Below are 19,385 nucleotides of genomic sequence, written 5' to 3' on the forward strand. Positions count from 1 at the left end.
CCCATTAACAATTAGCTTTGAGCGGAATCTCGATCGCCAATTCTGTACCCTGTCCCGGCGAAGAAGTGCATTTCAGCGACCCGTTGTGTCTGTCTGTAACAATTTGATAGCTAATTGACAAGCCCATCCCAGTGCCTTTACCCACAGGTTTAGTGGTAAAAAACGGGTCAAAAAGCCGACTGCCCACAGTCTCCGGTATTCCCGGCCCGTTGTCAGCAATCCGAATGATTACCTTGCCCGCTGGCGATATTTCAGTGCGGATGCGGATGTTGCTGGGCTGTTCCCGCATTTCCTCAGCAGAACGCCGCAGATCCCGTTCTTCCAAAGCATCCAAAGCATTGCTCAAGATATTCATAAATACTTGATTTAGCTGTCCTGCATAACACTCTACTAACGGTAATTTGCCGTATTCTTTAATCACCTCAATTTCTGGATGATTGTGTTTTGCTTTGAACCGGTGCTGCAAAATCATCAGGGTGCTATCTATGCCTTCGTGAATGTTGACTGCTTTCATTTCTGCTTCGTCCATGCGGGAGAACGTGCGCAGAGATGCAACGATTTGCTGAATTCTGTCTGCACCGACTTTCATCGAGGAAAGCAGTTTCGGCAAGTCATCCATCAGAAAATCGAGTTCAATAGCTTCTACTTCCTCTTGAATTTCCGGGACTGGATCGGGATAGTGGTTTTGGTAAAGTTCGATCACGTGCAGCAAGTCTTGAGTATAGTCGTTGGCGTGGGTGAGATTGCCGTAAATAAAGTTAACTGGATTGTTGATTTCGTGGGCGACTCCTGCCACAAGTTGACCCAGAGATGACATTTTTTCATGTTGAATTAACTGCGATTGAGCGCTGGTTAATTGCTGCAAGGTTTGCTCTAATTCAAGAGCTTTATTGCGAGTTTGGGCGTAAAGATCGGCTTGGTTGAGGGCGATCGCCAATTGAACTGTAACCGCTTGCAGCAATTCTACTTCGCTGTCGCTCCAAGGCCGCACAGAACAGCAAGAGAAACAGCTAACTGCACTCATTACCCCGGAAAGTGCCTGCATGGGGATGATTAATACAGATTGGTAGCCAAGCGATCGAATGGTTTTTTTCCAAAGAGGATCTGCTACTGTTTCGACATCATCGACCCGCAGCATTTCCACCTGCAAGATTTCTTCTCCAAGAGAACCGAAGTCGGAAGCTGAATAGCGACCTGTTAAATCGGGAAGTTCGGGTAGGCGAGATTCTTTTATTGTCTCCCAGTAAGGTGCGTCTCCGTCGCAGCGATACCAGCTAAAGTTGCAACGATCGATCTGCATGAAAGCGCGAATTTCCTTAACTGCGACTGTAACGATGCTGTCGAAGTCCAGGGAATTGCGGATTTGAGCAGTGAGAATATTGAGCAATTTTTCTCGATCTGCCTGCTGCTTGAGTTGGGCGGACGATCGCCTCAAGGCACTTTCTGCTAGCTTGCGATCCGTAATGTCTTCGGTGACAGCTAATAGATATTGCGGTTTGCCATCAGCGTCGAGTATTGCTGTTTTCTTGGTGTGAAATATCCGCGATTCTCCTTGGCCCGTTTCAATCTCTTCTTCGGCGATGTCTACAATTTGCCCGCTGTTGAGCACTTCCCGGTCTTTGGCGGTGAAAAAATCAGCTTGTTCTTTTGGAAAACAGTCGTAATCATTTTTGCCGATAACTTCTGCTGCACTGAAACCGAGCAACTCTTCGGCGGCCGGGTTCCACAGTACAAATCGCAGTTCTTGGGCATCCTTGACAAGCACTCCTACCGGTATGGTTTTGAGAACAGATTCCATAAACTGTTGAGCGTGTTGCAGTTCTGCTTCTGTCTGTTTGCGATCGCTAATATCTCGGACGTTGGCAATGACGCTGAGATTGCCGTTGAGATGAATTCTGGACAGGGCAACTTCTGCATCAAAAGTTGAACCGTCGTTGGGACGCTTCGCTTTCCATTCCACGCGCGGCGTTTCGCCGGCTAATACTCTTTCCCAAAGTTCTCCTATTTGTTCAATGGGATTGTCGCCGCTTGAATAGTCGTTTTTAATTGATAATTTTTTTGCTTGTTCCTGGCTCACTCCGTACATTTCTAACATTCGATTATTGACATCGAGAATGTTGCCTTCTAAATCGTGAATCAAGATAGCATCGTAGACATTGTTAAATATGGTTCGCAGGTTTTGCTCGGAAACTTGCAGCGCTGCTTCTGCAAGTTTGCGATCGCCAATTTCTTGTTCTAACTGGGTGACTGCTTGGGAAAGTTCGGCCGTGCGATCGCTCACTCTGTCTTCCAACTCGGCTGCTGCTTGCCGCAGCGCTGCTTCGGCGGCTTTGCGATCGGTAATGTCCATCGCCGTGCCGAACAGTTTTACCACTTTGCCACTGGCATCGGTTTCGGCTTTGCCCAGGACGTTCACGTGTCGCAGCGTACCGTCGGGACGGTAAAGGCGGTAGTCAAAATCAAAGGGGATGCCCGCTGCGAGTGCCCGCTCTACATGAGTCTGCCACAATTCCACATCTTCTGGAGGGATCAGAGCGACCTGTTCGGCTAGGTTGGGGGCAAAGGTGGCCGGTTCGAGTCCGAAGATGCGGAAGAGTTCCTCTGACCAAGTGACAGTTCCCATTGTTGCATCGAGTTCCCAATTGCCGACGTGGGCGAGTCTCTGGGCTTCTTGTAGCTGCCGCTGGCTGTTGCGGATGGCGGTTTCGGCAACTTTGCGATCGGTAATGTCGAACAATACGCCGCAAAATACGATTTCGCCGTTCTCGCTGCGGGTGGGCATGGAGTCGCCCTGCCACCAGCGAATTTCGCCGTCTGGCTTGACTAACCGCCCTTCGTAGTGCCAGGGAAAGAGATTTTCTACGGCTTCTTTGACGGAGGTGATGTAGCTTTCCACGTCTTCGGGGTGGACGCGAGAAATGAATGTATTTAAGTCTTGCATCATTTCTGCTACAGTGACGCCGCTGATATCTTCGATGCGATCGCTCATGTAGTCAACTCTCCACACTCCCTGGCTGCTGCAAAATTGAAACACTGCTCCCGGGATGGTGGCAGCGATCGTCCGAAACCTGGTTTCGCTGACACTGAGGGCGGCAAAAGTCTGGCGCAGTTCTGCCGTGCGTTCTTCTACTCTGCGCTCTAGTTCGGCGTTGGCGTGTTGCAATGCGGCTTCTGCGCGCTTGCGATCGGTAATGTCGGTGGCTGTACCGGTGGTGCCGAGGAAGTTTCCCGTCTCGTCGTACAGGGCGATCGCGTTGAACATCAAATGTTTCATGCTGCCGTCTTTGGCGATTTGGGTGGTTTCGTACTGGAAAATAGATTCTCCGGCAAACAGGCGGGCGAAAACTTCTAAATCTTTCCGGCTTTGTTCTGGTGTCACAAAGTCGGAGAACGGCCTACCGAGCATTTCTTCTGGTTCGTAACCGTAGATGTACTTAACTGCTGGGTTGACGAAGGTGTAGCGCCCGATCGCATCGACCGACCAAATCATGTCTTGGGAGGTTTCTACCAGGCTGCGGTATTTGCTTTCGCTGGCTTTGACGGCTTCTTCTGCTTTTTGGCGTTCCGTCATGTCGCGGGAGACGCCGACAGTCATTACAACTTGGCCGTGTTCATTACAGATGGGTGTTTTGATGGTGCTGAACAGTCGCACTTCTCCGTCGTGCCGCGTCACCGGTTCTTCGGAAATTTGCAGAGTGCGTCCAGTGTCAAATACGAAGGCGTCATCTTTAATGTACTGGAGAGTATTGTCGGGATCGGCGAAAGGTGCGTCTACGATGTCTTGAAGTTCCTCTTCAGTCATGCCGTAATAATCGCGAAATGCTTTATTAGCCCAGACGATTTTTGATTGGGGGCCTTTGACTAATACCATATCGCCGATCGAATCGAGAATTTGGTGATATTTTTCCTCGCTGTCGCGGAGTTTCTGCTGCGCGGATTCGATTTCTGCTATTTGCCTCTGGGTTTGCAAGTGCAGTTCGGCTTGGTAGATTGCAACTGCTAAATGGTCGCCTACTTGTCTGGCAAATTCGATTTCGTCTTCTTGCCACTCGCGGGGTTGACCGCACTGGTGAATGCACAGCAACCCCCACAAATGTTGCCCTTGCAGCAGCGGTACGACTAAGTTGGCTCGGATTTGAAATCGTTTGAGGATGTTGAGGTGACAAGGGAGCAACCGGGCTTTATAGATGTCGCTGACAGCTTGAACGTACCCTTTTTGGTACTTTGCTGCAAATTGTTCGCCGAAGCAGCGATCGTGGACTTTTGCGCCCAAGGATGGGCTGTATTCGGGAAGTACGTCTTCGGAGACTACTTCGCCTTCGTTCCATTCCGATTCGGGGAGGAAACGGTAGACGACGACTCGATCGGCATTTAGGAGTTGCCGGACTTCGGTGGCTGTGGTTTTGAATATTGTTTCTAAGTCTAGGGATTCGCGAATTTTGCCAATCACTCCCATCAGCGCTTGCAGCTTTTTGAACCAGGTTTGAGATTGCGTTTGTCTTTCTAGGTGAGCTAGTTTCTGGCGCAGGTTGGTTACTTCTTGATACAGGTGTTGATTAAACATAATGCTATTTCTTTAGTTATTTTGCGGTTTGGTATTGAGGTTGATGGCATCGCAATAGCGCTCTGCAAGTTGAGCCTGGTAAATCAAAAGGGCAAAGGAAAAATTCTCCTGCTTCTGCTAGCAATTACCAGCTACTTACGGTACATTTCCGTAGTTTTTATGAATTTGGAGGCGGATCGAGCAGCTTAAGTGCGTATATTTACTGGGAAAGCGGGCGGTGATTTGGTACGCCATAAATTTTCAATAATTGAGAATTATACTAACAAGACTTAAGCATAAACCCGGTTTGTTAAGCTAATTAAGTCAGGGAAGCTCCGAAAGTGGAAACGAGAAACCTGGTTTTATGGCGGGATCGGAAGGAGCGTCCTGACTAATTTTGACATTTTTTTCGATCGCCTTCGCTTGCAAGTGTCACCTTTTTATTATTACCGCAAACTCGATCTATGGTTTCCTTGGTTTGGTGAGCGAATATCTTGTTGGGATCGCCTCTATTAAAATTTGTTTAAATTTAGGCGATCGCCTTTTCTAGAGTTTTCAGTAATTCTCAATTTAGCTGTCCTCAATTAAATTTTATATAGCCTTTAGGGCAAGCCGAAATTTAAGATATTTTTCCTTGCATTTTCATTGTTTTATGCGAGGGTTGGATTTTTTAAACTTATTAAAATTCACCGAATCAGAGGTTAGTTTTCGGTAAAACAGTTGAGGTAGTTGCAGGCTAGGGTTAAATTGGCTCAACTCAAGGGCGATTCCCTAGCGCAACGAACCCGCACGCGCGTTCGGGATAGCTTCGCTCGCGCGTACACTTTTTTTTGCCCGATTTTTGCATTTTTTGAGTAAAAATTTTAGATAATACCAATGTTTAGGCTATCACATTTTTGACTAAAGTAAAGGTATTTCAAGCTTCATCAATAGAAATGGCGATCGCGAGGATTAAAGTTTGGGCAAAGTAATGACAAATTCCGTACAAACTCGCATTTCGCTTTCTACTTTTAAAGTGCTACCCTGTTGTTCGACAATAATATCGCGAGTGAGAGATAAGCCAAAACTGACTGCTTCTGCTGTTGGTTTAGTTGTAAATAAAAGATGGCAAATTTTTGCTTTAAGTTCTAGAGAAGCTCTGATGGCATTGTGGCGAAGACAAAGTTCAACTGCTTTTGCTACTTTTTGCGTTTTTACCAATTTTTTGATAGTAAATTTTCTGTTTATAGATCGGTTCATTGCTGCCCGTTTTTCTGCTTTTGAAATACAGCAAAACAAGCACGGTCAATGATATTTATAAAAGCGCGGTTTAAATCCTTTAAGGCAATTTCCGACAGAGCGATCGCACTGTCATACTCAGTATCAATTATTATATTGAAGCCGCGAGCGATCGGCTGCTGCGATCGCCGCACTGCTACAAACTTAAGAAGCAGTTTTCAGCATCGCCCTGGCTTCCTCAATATTTTGGGCAACCAATTTGCCCGACTCGATAAAGGCTGCTCTTTCGGTATCGCTGAGTTCGAGTTCGACTACTTGTTCGACTCCCTGATATCCCAAGCGGCAGGGAAGTCCTAAAAATATATCTTGCACGCCGTATTCGCCGTGTAAATAAACTGAGCAAGGCAAGAGTCGCGACTGATTAAATAAAATAGATTCTACCATCAAACAGGCAGAAGATGCGGGTGCAAAATAAGCACTACTAATCTTCATCAATCCGACAATTTCTTCGCCGCCGTGGCGAGTCCGCTGTACCAGTCGATCGATCGCCCCAGCATCCATAAGTTGATTGATCGGAATACCGTTGACAGTGGAATAGCGGGGCAAAGGAACCATTAAATCGCCGTGAGAACCGATGACAGTTGCATTGATTTCAGCATTTGAAACGCCCAATTCCATGCCTATAAAAGTTTGAAAGCGGGCGGAGTCGAGAACTCCCCCCATACCCATGACTCGGTGTTTTGGCACATCGGCAGCTTCCCAAGCTAAATAAGTCATGATATCTAGGGGATTGGTGATAACGATTAAGATTGCTTCGGGAGAATGCTCGATCGCCTGTTTTGAGGCTTCGGTGACAATTCGAGCATTGATTTTAATTAAATCTTCCCGATTGATACCGGGTTTGCGCGGCACTCCGGCGGCAATTACTATGATATTTGAGTTTGCCGTATCTGTATAATCATTTGTACCCACAATTTGGCGATCGTGGCGTTCCACTCCCCTGGCTTCCATCAAATCCAAAGCAACGCCCTGCGGCCAACCCTCCACGATATCTAGCAATACTACATCTGCCAGATTTTTCTCAGCAATTCGCTGGGCTAACGTACTGCCGACTTTGCCTGCACCAATAATTGATACGCGGTTTGATGGAGAATTCATTGGATTTTAGATTTTAGATTTTAGATTTTAGCAATCAGCTTAATTGGGGAAAGGTGCGCGGTGTGCACCCTTCGCTACATTAAGAACAGTGATGTTTAGTTTTGGTGAGTTACTTAAAATCTTCGAGTTGGTCTACCCGCAGCCAAATATTCGGGGTGGGAACTTTGCCAAATTTGACGAAGGCATAGTCGCCGCGAACATCCATCACTTCGCCCTTTGTTTCAAATATATACGAGGAAAAGCGCTGGTCGCTAGCTTTTGCTTCTAGAGTGTTTTCCAATTTTTCGCGTACAGCGCGAACTATACTGCCTTTCTTGATTGCCATAACTTGCTTTGTTTAGTTTAAAAAACTATACAAATTTTAATCTAGATTTGCCTGGAAAGGACTTCTTCTTTCTTCTGACCCCTGGCACCATTCTCGCTTAACAGCCCTTTCGGGTCTGTTCCACAATAGTTCAATATTCTTCTGGGCTGGGTGTCCCGCCCGCCCCTGAGAGCCTTATTGACAATGGTACAAGATATCAGTTCTTCCTTCTTCCTTCTTTCCTCTTCCGCCTTCTTCCTTCTTCCTGACATCCGTTACATCCGTTACAGAATCCGTTGCCGAACTTCCTTCTGCTTATTGCTGACAGGCGGGGCAAAAATGAGTCGATCGCCCTGCTAATTTTATACGTTCGATGGTTGTGGAGCAAGTGCGGCAGGGTTGACCGGCGCGATTGTACACCCAAGCGACGCCGCCGTAGTTGCCGTTGACACCTTGGACGTTGAGAAAATTGCTAAAAGTGGTGCCACCGGAGGCGATCGCCTTCTGTAAAACTTGAATAATAGCTGTATGGATGCGCCCTATTTGCTCTGCGGTCAAATCCGCGCACAGAGTTGTGGGCATCACTCCCGACAAAAACAAAGTTTCGTCTGCGTAAATATTGCCCAAACCAGCTATCAGTGACTGGTCTAGCAAAGCTGTTTTTATTGGTCGCGCCCGCCTGTGCAGCTTGCGGGCCAAATATTCTGTTGTAAACTCGTCTGAAAACGGTTCGGGCCCTAAAAGTTTCAGACCGATGACAGTGCTGGAAACCTCGGTTTCTGCAGGCACGTACCACATTTGCCCGAAGGTGCGCTGGTCTACAAAGCGCAATTCTTGGTTTCCTTCAAAAAACAGTCGCACTCGCGCGTGTTTTTGCAGGGGTTCGGATTGGTTCACCCACAGCAGTTGTCCTGTCATTCGCAAGTGAACGCCCAACCAGCCGGCTTTTGAAGGAAGGAGCAAGGAAGAAGGAAGAGGGGAAGAACTTGGAGTTTGATCCCTAAATTCTCCCCCTTTCCCTTTCTCTCTTTCTCCTTCTGGGAATTGAGATAGTTCTGCCAGTAAATATTTGCCGCGTCTGTACCAGCGGGCGATCGACTTTCCTTTGAGTTGTGTCAAAAAATCGGTCGCAGAGATGGATCGGGCGATAGTGCTGTTTAACAACACGTCCCCGCCCAACATTTCTCGATCGAGGGTTGCTTGATTCAAACCCCGGCAAATAGTTTCAACTTCTGGCAGTTCTGGCACAATTAGCGTTGTTCTGTTCCTTGATTTGGCGAACCTTCGACGCTGCCGGTCACTTCGGCGCCCGGTTTGCTGTCCGTCGAAGTTTTCGGCTGCTGGGGGGCTCCTCCGCTGCCGGTTTTCCGGGTTTTCTCGTCTACCGTGGTTTGCTTGCCGCCGGAAGCTACTGGAGTCCCTGTTTTCGCTTTGGCTTTGGGTGCTGACACTTCTACTAATTCGCTTTGGGCGAAGTTGTTGGTGTTGACGCCTGCATAATTTACGGTGTTAAAGCGAACGATAACTGGGTATTTAATGCCACTTTGGTCTACCGTAGCAACGGTGCCCACTTCTTGATACCAGAAGGATTCTTTGCGGAGAATCCGGACTGTAGAACCGCGTTGAACCATGAGCTTTTTTTCCTTTGCGATGAATAAACGGATCAAGCCATTTTTTTTACTTTAGTCGATCGCGCGACGCATTTAAAGTCTGCAAGGGAATTTTTACCTCCCGCGCCGTTTTTTTGCCTACTGTTTGTAAAGAAAAGTAAATACTTTGGTAGGGCGATCGCTGGGGTTGCAAAATAAATAAACTGACATTATCCGTCAAATAAAACCAGTGCGATCGAGTTGAAAACAAACTTTACAAATAGTAGTGAATTGCTACAGTTAAATGTTCTGCGAAATTCTGATAAGTAATGACTGGACTTCACGCAACAGTAATACTCGCGATCAGTGCCGACGGTAAAATTGCCGATGCAGTACGATCGCCCGCGAGATTCGGTTCTGCCAACGACAAAGCCCACCTCGAACAGCAAGTAGCAGCAAGTGACGCGGTTTTGTTCGGCAACGGCACTTTACAGGCTTATGGGACGACGATGAGAGTGATTTCGCCGGAATTGCTCAAACACAGGGAACTGCAAGGGAAGCCGCCACAACCGGTGCAAATTGTGTGTTCGCGATCGTCCGAATTTGACCCAAACTTGCGATTTTTCCAGCAACCGGTACCTCGCTGGCTGCTGACGGGGCAAGACAGTAGGGAAACGCCATTGCCGTCTCCGTACCCGACGAAAGAAAGTAAGTTCGATCGCACATCTGGCACCATTCTCAAGAGCGGGCAAGATGCCCGTTCCACAAGAGATGAATTTTCTCGCTTCACAGGCATCTTGCCTGTTCGTAAAAGGCTTATTGAGAATGGCGCAACATCTCAATTCGATCGAATTATCTATGCGAAAACCGCAGGTGGAGAGATTGATTGGATTGATGCGTTTCAACAGCTAGCAAACTTCGATATCAAACGCTTGGCGATTCTGGGCGGGGGAAAACTGGTAGCCTCTGTGCTGGCTGCAGGCTTGGTAGAGGAACTTTGGCTGACGGTGTGCCCGTTAATTTTGGGTGGGGCGGATGCACCGACACCTGTGGAGGGAGAGGGTTTTTTGGCGGATTTAGCTCCGAAATTGGAGCTTTTGGCGGTTAAACAGGTGGGACAAGAGGTATTTTTGCATTATCGGGTCGATCGATCCTCGCGCATTTAAGTGGTTCGCCGGCTGTGCCTGGGAACCCATGTCTAGAGGAAGATCCTCGCAAGCGCAAGGAAAATCAAGGCTTTTCCTCTGGAGGTGCGTTACCAGGAAGAGCCTGCTAACAAATGTCGAACAGGGGAAATTATATTAACTTAAATGAAGTTCGATCGCTCTACGCTCAAATCTCCCTATGCTGCAACAGCCAAAACCTCAATATTCTGTAGCCTGGATTAGCAAAATAGGCGAAATCCCGCAAGCGTCGTGGGATGCCCTGGCGATGCCGCTAAAAACTCCATTTCTCGAATGGGATTGGCTGAACAATCTCGAAGTCTCCGGCAGTGCGACAGGTAAAACCGGTTGGCTGCCGCATCACTTAACAGTCTGGCGAGACAAAGAGTTGATTGCTTGCGCGCCACTTTATGTCAAAAGTCACAGTTACGGCGAATTTGTATTCGATAATCAGTGGGCCGATTTAGCTCAACGTTTGGGCGTTAAATATTATCCCAAATTGATGGGAATGACGCCGTTTACTCCGGCTGAAGGCTATCGGTTTTTGATTGCCGAGGGAGAAGATGAAGACGAGTTAACCGGAGTAATGGTAAGCGCGATCGACCATTTTTGCGATCGCCACAATATCTCCGGTTGCAATTTCCTGTACGTCGATCCCGAATGGCGCGAAAGAATGGAACGCCACGGTTTCAGCAGTTGGCTGCACCACAGCTATATTTGGCAAAATCAAGGCTATCAAAATTTTGACAATTATTTAGGCGCATTTAATGCCAACCAGCGCCGCAATATCAAACGCGAACGCAAAGCAGTTGACCAAGCTGGTTTGTTGGTAAAAACGCTGACAGGCGATGAAATTCCCCAAGCCATGTTCGCTCAAATGTATGCTTTTTATGAGAATACTTGCGACAAATTTGGTTGGTGGGGAAGCAAGTATCTGACTAAGCGATTTTTTGAACAGTTGCACCACAATTATCGCGATCGAGTTTTATTTGTAGCCGCCTACGACAAGGAAGATGACAGACACCCGGTGGGTATGTCTTTTTGTTTGTATAAGGGCGATCGACTTTACGGGCGTTATTGGGGCAGTTTGCAGGAAATCGACTGCTTGCACTTCGATGCTTGTTACTATACGCCGATCGAATGGGCGATCGATAGGGGCATCCAAAGCTTCGATCCCGGTGCCGGCGGGCGGCACAAAAAACGGCGCGGCTTTCCAGCTACGCCAAATTATAGTTTGCACCGATTTTATAACAACCGTCTGGCGCAAATTCTCAAGTCTTATATCGGTCAAATCAACGAAAGAGAACAGGAAGAAATTGATGCAGTCAACGAGGATTTACCTTTTACTAAGTTACCTCCGTTGTTACTCGGCGATTGAAATTGCTTAAGAGTCAAACTTTCGTCTCAGTTATATCCGATCGCACTCGCGATCGGGTAATTTCATCATCCAATCCGGTTGATTTTACCTGTTATCCAAAATCAAGACACGGCGCCGTGCCGTTTCCCTACAATTAGCGGGATGGTTACATTTGAGCGAGGGCGATGGCAGGCGATACCCGCAAGCTGCTACGACGTTTTTGAGTAGGAAAACGGCAGGGTGCGGTGTCCTCAATAGCCCTGTTGTAGATGGTTAATTCGGATCTTGAAATCGCGTCTACAAAAACAAAGTCCGCCTGCGCGGACTAAGAAATAAGTCAAATTAGGTATTAGTTATTGGTTATTGGTTATTAAGAGCAGCTAACTAATAACTAATAACTAATCACTAATTCAAAATTACCTTGCCATCTTCCTGAATTTCCAGGGATTTTGTATCAGCGGCCAACTCAGTTGTCGCGCCGAAACTGACTTGCAACATTCCCGGCATCGCGGTTGCTTGGGGGCGAACCAACAGCAATCCGCCGTCTGGGCGCTGGTAAGTGAGGGTGATTGGCACTTGGATGGTTTTCAGCAAAATTTCCGATTGTTCGCCCAGAGTGCGCGGCGGGGTGACGCCTACGATTTGATAATTGATGACAGCATTGGTGGTATTCACCAGTTTAATTACTATCATGCCTTCGGCAGGGGTAACTCGCGCACTGGGCAGCGGGAAGCGGGAAGGCGTGTTTGTGGGTGTAGAGGGCATCCCACTGGGGCTCGGGCTCGCAGCCGGAGTTGGTTGGCTGACGGGTTCTTCAGTTGCTGCGGGAGTGTCTGCGGGCTGGGAAACGGGTTTTCCTTGTTGCGGCGGGGGGCCGCCGGCCTGGGAAAGTGTTGCGAGACTAACGAGTAAACCCCCGCAGGTGGCTGCTAGCAAGCTGATTTTTTTGAACGGTAGATTGTGGCGAAACATAAATAACTCCTCACGAGTTCGATCGAGGTTTTCCAACAAAGTTCATGTTAATCTATGGCGGAAATGAATTTTAAGAGCAGGGTTTGGGCCAGAGGTAAGAAGAACCAGCCTTGAGGGGTAGATTTTTTTATTAACCGCTGAGGGCGCTGAGGGCGCTGAGGAAGAGGGGAAGAAAGCAAGTTTAGAGGCGAGATGCTTCTGATTTGTGGGCGGGGAGGGTGACGGTAACGGCGGTACCTCGATCGACTTGGCTGTCAATGCGGATTTGACCGCGGTGATTTTCGACAATTGCTTTGGCGATGGCTAATCCTAAACCGGAACCGGCGGCGCTGCGGTGGGTGCGGGCGGGATCTGCGCGGTAGAATCGATCGAATAAATGCGGCAGGGCTTCTGCGGCAATTCCGATGCCGGTGTCTGTTACTTTTATTTGCAGCGCTGGATTTAACATCGGCGAATTTCTTTTGTTTTTAGCTGCAAGCTGCAATTCTACTTGAATTTTACCGCCAGAGGGCGTGTACTGCACGGCGTTGCTGACGATATTGGTAAAAAGTCGGGCTAGTTGATCCCAGTCGCCCAAGAGTGTAAAGTTGTCCTCAGCGTTGGGGAGATCGACAATTTCCAAAGAAAGAGAGAGATTTTGGGTAGTGGCGATCGCCTGTTGTTCTTCAATTACCTCCATCAGCAAAGCATCGAGGGGAACCTCAATCCACTGCTGCTGGACGATGCCGCTATCTTGTCTGGCTAAAAATAGCAAATCGTCAACCAAGCGCCCCAAACGGCGGGTGAGGCGTTCGATAACTTGTAGCTGTTGGTACTGCTGCGGTTCGATATCCGGTTCCGCCAAAGCTACTTGGACGTTAGTTTGAATAGTGGCGATCGGATTTCTGAGTTCGTGAGAAGCGTCAGCCGTAAACTGTTTGAGACGCCCGTAAGACTTTCGTATCGGCGCCATCGCCAATCCCGACAGCAGCCAGCCAATAGCCGCCACGCAAATTAGCGTTAAACTCGCGCCCAAAATCAAATCGAGAATTAATTGGCGGATGGGTTTTGTCACTTCAAACCAAGGATGGCTGACTCGCAAATATCCCAGAACTTGGCGGCCGATTTGTACTCGCTGCGTTACTTGTCTGAGGGAATAGTTTTGAGTTGTCCGAATGCTAATTGGTTTGGTAGAAACGCGATTTGTATTTTGTGCAATAGACTTTTCACTACCTAAATTTAGATTTTCTTGCGAACCTGCATTCAAACCGCCATCAAAATCTCTTGTTTCTCCCCTTTGCGCCTCTGCGGTTAAATCGCTCTTCCCTCTATCCATTAAATCCGTGACATCCCGTACATTGCCCGTTGCCAAACTTTCTTCTGCCTGATTTGTACCCTCAAACTGCAACTTATTATTAATTATCCAAACTGTTTCGCCGGTGCGATTAGCGTGAATGGGAATATTCAGCGGTTCCGATAATGTAGACCACAGCAATTCGCCCGTAGGACTGAACCATTCTAAATCAATGTGGTCGTCTTCTACAGCATCGGTGCTATCTCGAAAACTCGCTTGAATATTAACTTGTAACTTATTTTTATATTTGGTAGTAGGGAAACTTAGCGGTTCGATAACAAGAGTTCGCTCTATTACTTCGACAACATGATTGAGGGTGTCATCAATGCGATCGATCAAAGTATGGCGGACGTAAAAATAGAAACCAGTGGCGAACACAAGTAACAATACAGCAGTAACGGCAGTGTACCAAATAGCGAGGCGGCGGCGGGTAGCTTGGAACATATTGCGAAGGAAGTTCGGCAACTGATTGTGTAATCGATTCAACTGATTTAACTCATATGTTGCACCATTCTCAATTAGCCTTTCCTGAACAGGCTTTCCGACCTGTTCCACAAGAAAATCTATTCTTTGTGGAACAGGCCGGAAAGCCTGTTGCTGACAATGGTGCAACCTCTCAGTTTAACCAATTTAATAACTATAACCTTCTTCTGCTTTGTAAAACTTACTCGAACTTATCTAAAGCCATTTTTAGATACAATCCGTGTTCACTTCCTACGCTGTTGGGTAGACGGCTAATCCCAAGATAAGTAGGCTATCCCCCTCAAGCCGAGGGTTCCCAATTTAAAATATTTAGACTTGCGTTCCAGTCCCGATCTAAAGATATGCCACAAGCAGGACAATCAAAAGTCCGAACGCATAGTGGCATATCTTTTTTAGTGCCACAATTAGAACAAGTTTTAGTGCTGGGAAACCATTGGTCTACCAGCACTAAATTTGCCCCATACATTTTGCACTTATAATCGAGTTGGCGGTTGAACTCGTAAAAACCCAGATCGGATATTGCCCCAGCTAACTTATGATTCGCCATCATGCCCTGAACGTTCAAATTTTCAATCTTGATTAACTTGAAAGTTGTAGCTAAATATGTTGTTAGCTTGTGAAGGAAATCTAAGCGAATACGAGCTATCCGCGCGTGGAGTCGGCTGATTTTATTGTAGGTTTTGCGCTGATTTTGGGAGCCTCTTACCTGTTTTGATGCTTTGCGTTGTAATGTAGCAAGCTTGGTTTTCGCTTGTTTTAACGGTTTTGGTGCATCAAAGACCTGCTGAGTTGACAGTGTGGCCACATATTTAATGCCTACATCAATCCCTACAGAATTCTCAGGTTGTTGAACTGGCAAACGTTCGGCATCAACGCCAAAGGAAACAAACCAACGACTTCCTCCTTTGGAAATCGTAAAAGTTTGACACACATAACCGCATTCTAGGGCTTCGTAGAGTCGAAAAGTCCCCAAGGTAGGAATCTTAATGGTGTTGCCAGCAGTTAGTAAAACTTTGCCGTTAGACGAATCGACTGTAAAAGATTGACGGTTTCGGCGGCTAGCAAATTTTGGATAACCTGCCTTTCCAGAGCGATATCTACTAAAAGCATCTTTCAAGTCAATCAAAGCATTTTGATAAACTCGACTAGATAATTGATTCATCCAAGCGAATTCAGGCTGTTTCTTGACGTAGTTGGTGAGAACTTTTTTGACTTCGTTAAGTACCTTTGAGTCTGTGAATTGTCCCTCGCTATACATTTGAGTCCGCAAGCTCAACCCCATGTTAAACACTACCCGCCGGAATCCTGCGTGTTTTGCCATCAAAGTCGCTTCTCTGTTATTTAGTTTGAGCGCTCGTTTAATAGCAAACACAAAACTTCCTCTCAATAATCAACTATGGAGAATTTCAGCAAACTATTTGGCGCTTTAGTCAAGCTCTTCTTTCGTGTCCTTCGCGCCTTCGCGGTTCGTTTAAAAAAAGCCTTGTTCGCCAATCATCCAAAAAAATTATAACAACTTTCCATTCTTGGTACTTCAGACAGATGTCAAGAGAGCTGTCACCATAGTATTATAAGCGCGAAACTTTTTAGGTAAAAGCCTGTGAATAAATTTTTATTTCGAGCCGCGATCGGGCTGTTAATGGCATTTTTTGGGGCAATTACCTATTTTACAAACGACGTACAAAATCCGGTAACAGGAGAGAGACAGCGGGTGCAGCTTTCTCCCCGCCAAGAGATAGTTTTGGGATTGCAGGCGCGAGATCAAATGGGTTCCAAGTACGGGGGGCTTTATCCCAGCCAGAGTATTCAGCAGTATGTCGATCGAGTAGGAGAACGAGTTGTCAACGGTTCGGCGGCGAAACAAGCGGGTTATCCGTTTGAATTTCACCTGCTGCGAGACCCCGAAACAGTCAATGCTTTTGCTCTACCGGGGGGACAAGTTTTTATTACTGCGGGGCTGCTGCGGCGGCTGAATTCCGAGGCTCAGTTGGCTGCTGTACTGGGACACGAAAGCGGTCACGTTGTAGGGCGCCACGCTGCGGAACACTTGGCAAAACAGCAGTTCGGCAGGTCTTTGGTAACGGCGGTTGGGGTGGCTACTAGCGACGATCGCGGGGGCGGCCAGCAGGCAGCATTAATTGCTCAAGCTGTCAATCAAGTTGTCGGTTTGCGGTACGGTAGATCGGATGAACTTGAGAGCGATCGGCTCGGTTTTCGGTTTATGACCGAGGCGGGTTACGATCCTAGAGGTATTGTTGAGGTGATGCAAATTCTCGGTGCGGCTAGGAAGGGCGAAGCGCCGCCGGAGTTTTTGAGTTCTCACCCGAATCCTGAAAACCGAGTTCAAAAGTTGCAAGCTTTAATCGCGCAAAATTACCCTAACGGCGTTCCAGCTAATTTGGTGTCTGGACGCGATGAGTTTGCTAAGAATGTGTCGGGCGGTTAACGATAATTGCATCGGGCTTTACAAAAGTTATTACTAAAGGCGGATCTAAGTTCGGCTTGAAGTTGGCACGATCGACTTAATGAGCGATCGAGCAATTGGAAAGTTGAAAACCATGATTGAATCTTGGATGATTATCGGCGGCGTGACTTTCTCAGTCGCCTTCGGCACTCTATTTTTTAAACTGCGCGATATTAACTGGGCAGTCAAACTTCAAAGACCGGATTGGATGTTTTTTGAGCCTGCTATTCCCTTCATTTGGACAGTGATTTTTGCTTGCGGGGCAGGGAGCGCTACTTTCGTCTGGGAACAGGAACCCGGTAGTCTCAAAACTTGGCTGCTGATGGCTTTGTACTTGCTTTTAGAAATTGTCACAGTTGCTTATATTCCTGCTACTCTCAGAGCCAAAAGTCTCAAAGTAGGGACAATTTTGGGAGGGGCTGGCGAGATTTTGGGAGTTGTGCTGACGTTGGCTGTTTTACCGATTTCTCAAACCGCGGCTTTGTTACTTTTGCCTTACGCGATTTGGGGTGCGATCGGCACTTATACTACTTGGGAAATGATTCAGTTAAACCCAGAAGCTGCATAAATATTTGGTGTGGATTGCTTCATAAATATTCGGTGAGTATTTCGTACCTTACACCAAGGTAATTCGGTGCGCAATGCTCACCTTAGATCGAGGCAAGGTGCGCCGAATATAACCATCCGATCATTGTTAGCTTTGAATTGGCTCAAAGCAACATTGGCTGGTTAACCCACCCATCGAGTGAGGGAATCCGCTTGACAGTGTGTGCGTATTGGGTGAGAAAATAAATGAATAAAACAGGTTTAAATTAAAGGATGACGGTTATCAATGGCAATTAAAGACCAGCCCCAACCACCTCGTTTTCGGCAAATTAGCAATATTTTGTTATTGCTCTCAAGTCTGTTTCTGCTGGCCAATATCTTTTTGCCGAATTTGTTCGGGCCGCAAATTCCGCAAGTGCCTTACAGCTTGTTCGTCCATCAGGTTCAAGAACAAGATGTGGCGCGAGCTTCGGTAGGTCAAAATGAAATTCGCTACCAGCTCAAAGGCGAAGGCGAAAAACCCGGTCAAGTGCTGTCAACTACCCCGATTTTTGACCTGGATCTGCCTAAACTTTTACAAGAAAAAGGCGTTGAATTTGCGGCAACTCCCCCTTCCAAAAATGGCTGGATCGGCAGTGTTTTAAGCTGGGTGGTTCCCCCGCTGATTTTTGTGGCGATTTTTCAATTTTTCGCGAACAGGCAGGGTGGCGGGCCTCAGGGTGCGCTGTCGATCGGCAAAAGCAAAGCTAAGGTCTATGTAGAAGGCGAATCGGCGAAAATTACTTTTGCTGATGTGGCTGGAGTAGAAGAGGCTAAAACTGAATTAGTCGAAGTTGTTGAGTTCCTGAAAACTCCCGATCGCTTTACGGCAATTGGCGCGAGAATTCCGAAAGGCGTGCTGTTAGTCGGGCCTCCGGGAACGGGCAAAACGCTGTTAGCTAAAGCAGTGGCTGGTGAAGCTGGCGTACCGTTTTTTAGCATCTCCGGTTCGGAGTTTGTGGAACTGTTTGTAGGTGTTGGTTCTGCAAGAGTTAGAGATTTATTCGAGCAGGCTAAGAAACAGGCTCCTTGTATTATTTTCATTGATGAATTGGACGCGATCGGCAAATCCCGCAGCAGTAACGCTAGCTTCGGTGGCAATGATGAACGCGAACAAACTCTCAATCAACTATTAACTGAAATGGACGGTTTTGCTGCCGGCAATACTACGGTAATTGTGCTCGCTGCAACTAACCGCCCGGAAAGTTTGGATGCTGCTTTGTTGCGCCCCGGTCGTTTCGATCGCCAAGTTTTAGTCGATCGCCCGGATTTATCCGGCCGCGAAGCAATTTTGAACATTCACTCTCAAAAAGTGAAGTTGGGCCCGGATATTGACTTGAAGGCGGTCGCCACTCGCACCCCCGGTTTTTCGGGCGCAGATTTGGCAAATTTGGTCAATGAAGCTGCCTTGCTAGCTGCTCGCAACAAGCGCCTAACTGTAGCTCAGGAAGACTTTTATGAGGCGTTTGAGCGCGTTGTCGCTGGCTTGGAAAAGAAAAGCCGGGTGCTCAACGAAAAAGAGAAAAAGATTGTGGCTTACCACGAAGTCGGGCACGCGATGGTGGGTGCTGCGATGACGGGCGGCGGCGAAGTGTCAAAAATCTCGATCGTCCCGCGCGGTATGGCTGCATTGGGTTACACGTTGCAAGTACCGACAGAAGACCGTTTCTTGTTAGATGAATCGGAGTTGCGCGGTCAAATTGCTACACTGCTTGGAGGGCGATCGGCTGAGGAAGTCGTGTTTGGTAGCATTACTACTGGCGCTTCCAACGACTTGCAAAGGGCGACTGATTTAGCTGAACGGATGGTGACAACTTACGGGATGAGTAAGGTTTTGGGGCCTCTAGCTTACGATCGAGGTCAACAAGCAATGTTCCTCAATGACGGTATGGGAAATGCCCGCCGTGCGGTAAGTGCTCAGACTGCTGAGGCGATCGACCAAGAAGTGAAGGAAATTGTCGAAACTGCACATCAGCAAGCTGTGGATATTCTGAAAGCAAATCGGGAATTGTTGGAAACAATTACGCAGAAACTGTTGGAAACTGAGGTGGTGGAAGGTGACGCACTTCGCGAATTCCTCGGTCAAGTGCGGCCTTTAGATAAGGTTGCGGCTTGAGTTTAATAGCTGGGGGGGTGACAACCCGCCCCAAACCCTGAGAGCGTAAAGATTTAACCCACTTGTGGTAAAAAAAGATAGGCAGCCGAATTCTTACAAG

At 47.4% G+C, this 19,385-nt stretch carries 16 protein-coding genes; 5 read left to right on the forward strand and 11 right to left on the reverse strand.

Annotated features, from left to right (window positions below):
• Positions 1–4: 4 nt before the first annotated feature.
• The 8 genes from E5S67_RS18365 to E5S67_RS32540 form a co-directional block, all read right to left on the reverse strand.
• Positions 5–4,564, reverse strand: a complete 4,560-nt coding sequence (locus E5S67_RS18365) for a PAS domain S-box protein (protein ID WP_172189643.1) — start codon at positions 4,562–4,564, stop codon at positions 5–7.
• Positions 4,565–5,494: 930 nt separating this feature from the next.
• Entirely contained in the window at positions 5,495–5,743 is a 249-nt protein-coding gene (locus E5S67_RS18370) for an ATP-binding protein (protein ID WP_216670553.1), read from the reverse strand.
• Positions 5,744–5,778: 35 nt separating this feature from the next.
• On the reverse strand, positions 5,779–5,955 hold the full coding sequence (locus tag E5S67_RS18375) for a hypothetical protein (protein WP_172189647.1): 177 nt from the start codon (positions 5,953–5,955) through the stop codon (positions 5,779–5,781).
• A 10-nt stretch (positions 5,956–5,965) separates the two neighbouring features.
• Positions 5,966–6,919: a malate dehydrogenase gene (gene mdh / locus E5S67_RS18380; RefSeq protein ID WP_172189649.1), complete on the reverse strand. Its 954-nt coding sequence runs from the start codon at positions 6,917–6,919 to the stop codon at positions 5,966–5,968.
• A gap of 109 nt (positions 6,920–7,028) precedes the next feature.
• Complete coding sequence (ndhO, locus tag E5S67_RS18385) at positions 7,029–7,244, reverse strand: NAD(P)H-quinone oxidoreductase subunit O (protein ID WP_172189651.1); 216 nt, start codon at positions 7,242–7,244, stop codon at positions 7,029–7,031.
• A gap of 294 nt (positions 7,245–7,538) precedes the next feature.
• On the reverse strand, positions 7,539–8,471 hold the full coding sequence (locus E5S67_RS18390; RefSeq protein ID WP_172189653.1) for a DNA-formamidopyrimidine glycosylase: 933 nt from the start codon (positions 8,469–8,471) through the stop codon (positions 7,539–7,541).
• A gap of 2 nt (positions 8,472–8,473) precedes the next feature.
• Positions 8,474–8,854 (reverse strand): photosystem I reaction center subunit IV, encoded by a 381-nt coding sequence (locus tag E5S67_RS18395; protein WP_172189655.1) that lies wholly within the window; start codon positions 8,852–8,854, stop codon positions 8,474–8,476.
• Positions 8,855–8,900: 46 nt separating this feature from the next.
• Positions 8,901–9,083 (reverse strand): hypothetical protein, encoded by a 183-nt coding sequence (locus E5S67_RS32540; RefSeq protein ID WP_216670554.1) that lies wholly within the window; start codon positions 9,081–9,083, stop codon positions 8,901–8,903.
• 58 nt (positions 9,084–9,141) lie between these two features.
• Here E5S67_RS32540 and E5S67_RS18400 point away from each other — a divergent pair, with 58 nt between their 5' ends.
• A complete protein-coding gene (locus tag E5S67_RS18400; protein WP_172189657.1) occupies positions 9,142–9,978 on the forward strand; it encodes a RibD family protein in 837 nt (278 codons plus the stop codon).
• Positions 9,979–10,156: 178 nt separating this feature from the next.
• Positions 10,157–11,353, forward strand: coding sequence for a GNAT family N-acetyltransferase (locus E5S67_RS18405; protein ID WP_172189659.1), 1,197 nt, complete (start codon positions 10,157–10,159; stop codon positions 11,351–11,353).
• Between the two features lie 384 nt (positions 11,354–11,737).
• Here E5S67_RS18405 and E5S67_RS18410 read toward each other — a convergent pair whose 3' ends face one another.
• The 3 genes from E5S67_RS18410 to E5S67_RS18420 form a co-directional block, all read right to left on the reverse strand.
• On the reverse strand, positions 11,738–12,304 hold the full coding sequence (locus E5S67_RS18410) for a hypothetical protein (protein ID WP_172189661.1): 567 nt from the start codon (positions 12,302–12,304) through the stop codon (positions 11,738–11,740).
• Positions 12,305–12,485: 181 nt separating this feature from the next.
• On the reverse strand, positions 12,486–14,081 hold the full coding sequence (locus E5S67_RS18415) for a sensor histidine kinase (RefSeq protein WP_216670557.1): 1,596 nt from the start codon (positions 14,079–14,081) through the stop codon (positions 12,486–12,488).
• Positions 14,082–14,400: 319 nt separating this feature from the next.
• Entirely contained in the window at positions 14,401–15,492 is a 1,092-nt protein-coding gene (locus tag E5S67_RS18420; protein WP_172189665.1) for an RNA-guided endonuclease TnpB family protein, read from the reverse strand.
• Between the two features lie 228 nt (positions 15,493–15,720).
• Here E5S67_RS18420 and E5S67_RS18425 point away from each other — a divergent pair, with 228 nt between their 5' ends.
• From E5S67_RS18425 to ftsH4, 3 genes are all read left to right on the forward strand, one after another.
• Positions 15,721–16,566, forward strand: coding sequence for a M48 family metalloprotease (locus tag E5S67_RS18425; protein WP_172189667.1), 846 nt, complete (start codon positions 15,721–15,723; stop codon positions 16,564–16,566).
• A gap of 112 nt (positions 16,567–16,678) precedes the next feature.
• Complete coding sequence (locus E5S67_RS18430) at positions 16,679–17,152, forward strand: TspO/MBR family protein (RefSeq protein ID WP_172189673.1); 474 nt, start codon at positions 16,679–16,681, stop codon at positions 17,150–17,152.
• Positions 17,153–17,416: 264 nt separating this feature from the next.
• Complete coding sequence (ftsH4, locus tag E5S67_RS18435; RefSeq protein WP_172189669.1) at positions 17,417–19,285, forward strand: ATP-dependent zinc metalloprotease FtsH; 1,869 nt, start codon at positions 17,417–17,419, stop codon at positions 19,283–19,285.
• Positions 19,286–19,385 lie beyond the last annotated feature (100 nt).

Source organism: Microcoleus asticus IPMA8, from assembly GCF_013179805.1.
GTDB lineage: Bacteria > Cyanobacteriota > Cyanobacteriia > Cyanobacteriales > Microcoleaceae > Microcoleus > Microcoleus asticus.

Excerpts from the sequence above, each read along its gene's own strand:
- E5S67_RS18430 (WP_172189673.1), top strand. The coding sequence starts at position 16,679 with ATGATTGAATCTTGGATGATTATCGGCGGCGTGACTTTCTCAGTCGCC.
- mdh (WP_172189649.1), bottom strand. The coding sequence starts at position 6,919 with ATGAATTCTCCATCAAACCGCGTATCAATTATTGGTGCAGGCAAAGTC.
- E5S67_RS18405 (WP_172189659.1), top strand. The coding sequence starts at position 10,157 with ATGCTGCAACAGCCAAAACCTCAATATTCTGTAGCCTGGATTAGCAAA.
- E5S67_RS18415 (WP_216670557.1), bottom strand. The coding sequence starts at position 14,081 with ATGTTCCAAGCTACCCGCCGCCGCCTCGCTATTTGGTACACTGCCGTT.
- E5S67_RS18400 (WP_172189657.1), top strand. The coding sequence starts at position 9,142 with ATGACTGGACTTCACGCAACAGTAATACTCGCGATCAGTGCCGACGGT.
- E5S67_RS18365 (WP_172189643.1), bottom strand. The coding sequence starts at position 4,564 with ATGTTTAATCAACACCTGTATCAAGAAGTAACCAACCTGCGCCAGAAA.
- ftsH4 (WP_172189669.1), top strand. The coding sequence starts at position 17,417 with ATGGCAATTAAAGACCAGCCCCAACCACCTCGTTTTCGGCAAATTAGC.
- E5S67_RS18410 (WP_172189661.1), bottom strand. The coding sequence starts at position 12,304 with ATGTTTCGCCACAATCTACCGTTCAAAAAAATCAGCTTGCTAGCAGCC.
- E5S67_RS18395 (WP_172189655.1), bottom strand. The coding sequence starts at position 8,854 with ATGGTTCAACGCGGTTCTACAGTCCGGATTCTCCGCAAAGAATCCTTC.
- ndhO (WP_172189651.1), bottom strand. The coding sequence starts at position 7,244 with ATGGCAATCAAGAAAGGCAGTATAGTTCGCGCTGTACGCGAAAAATTG.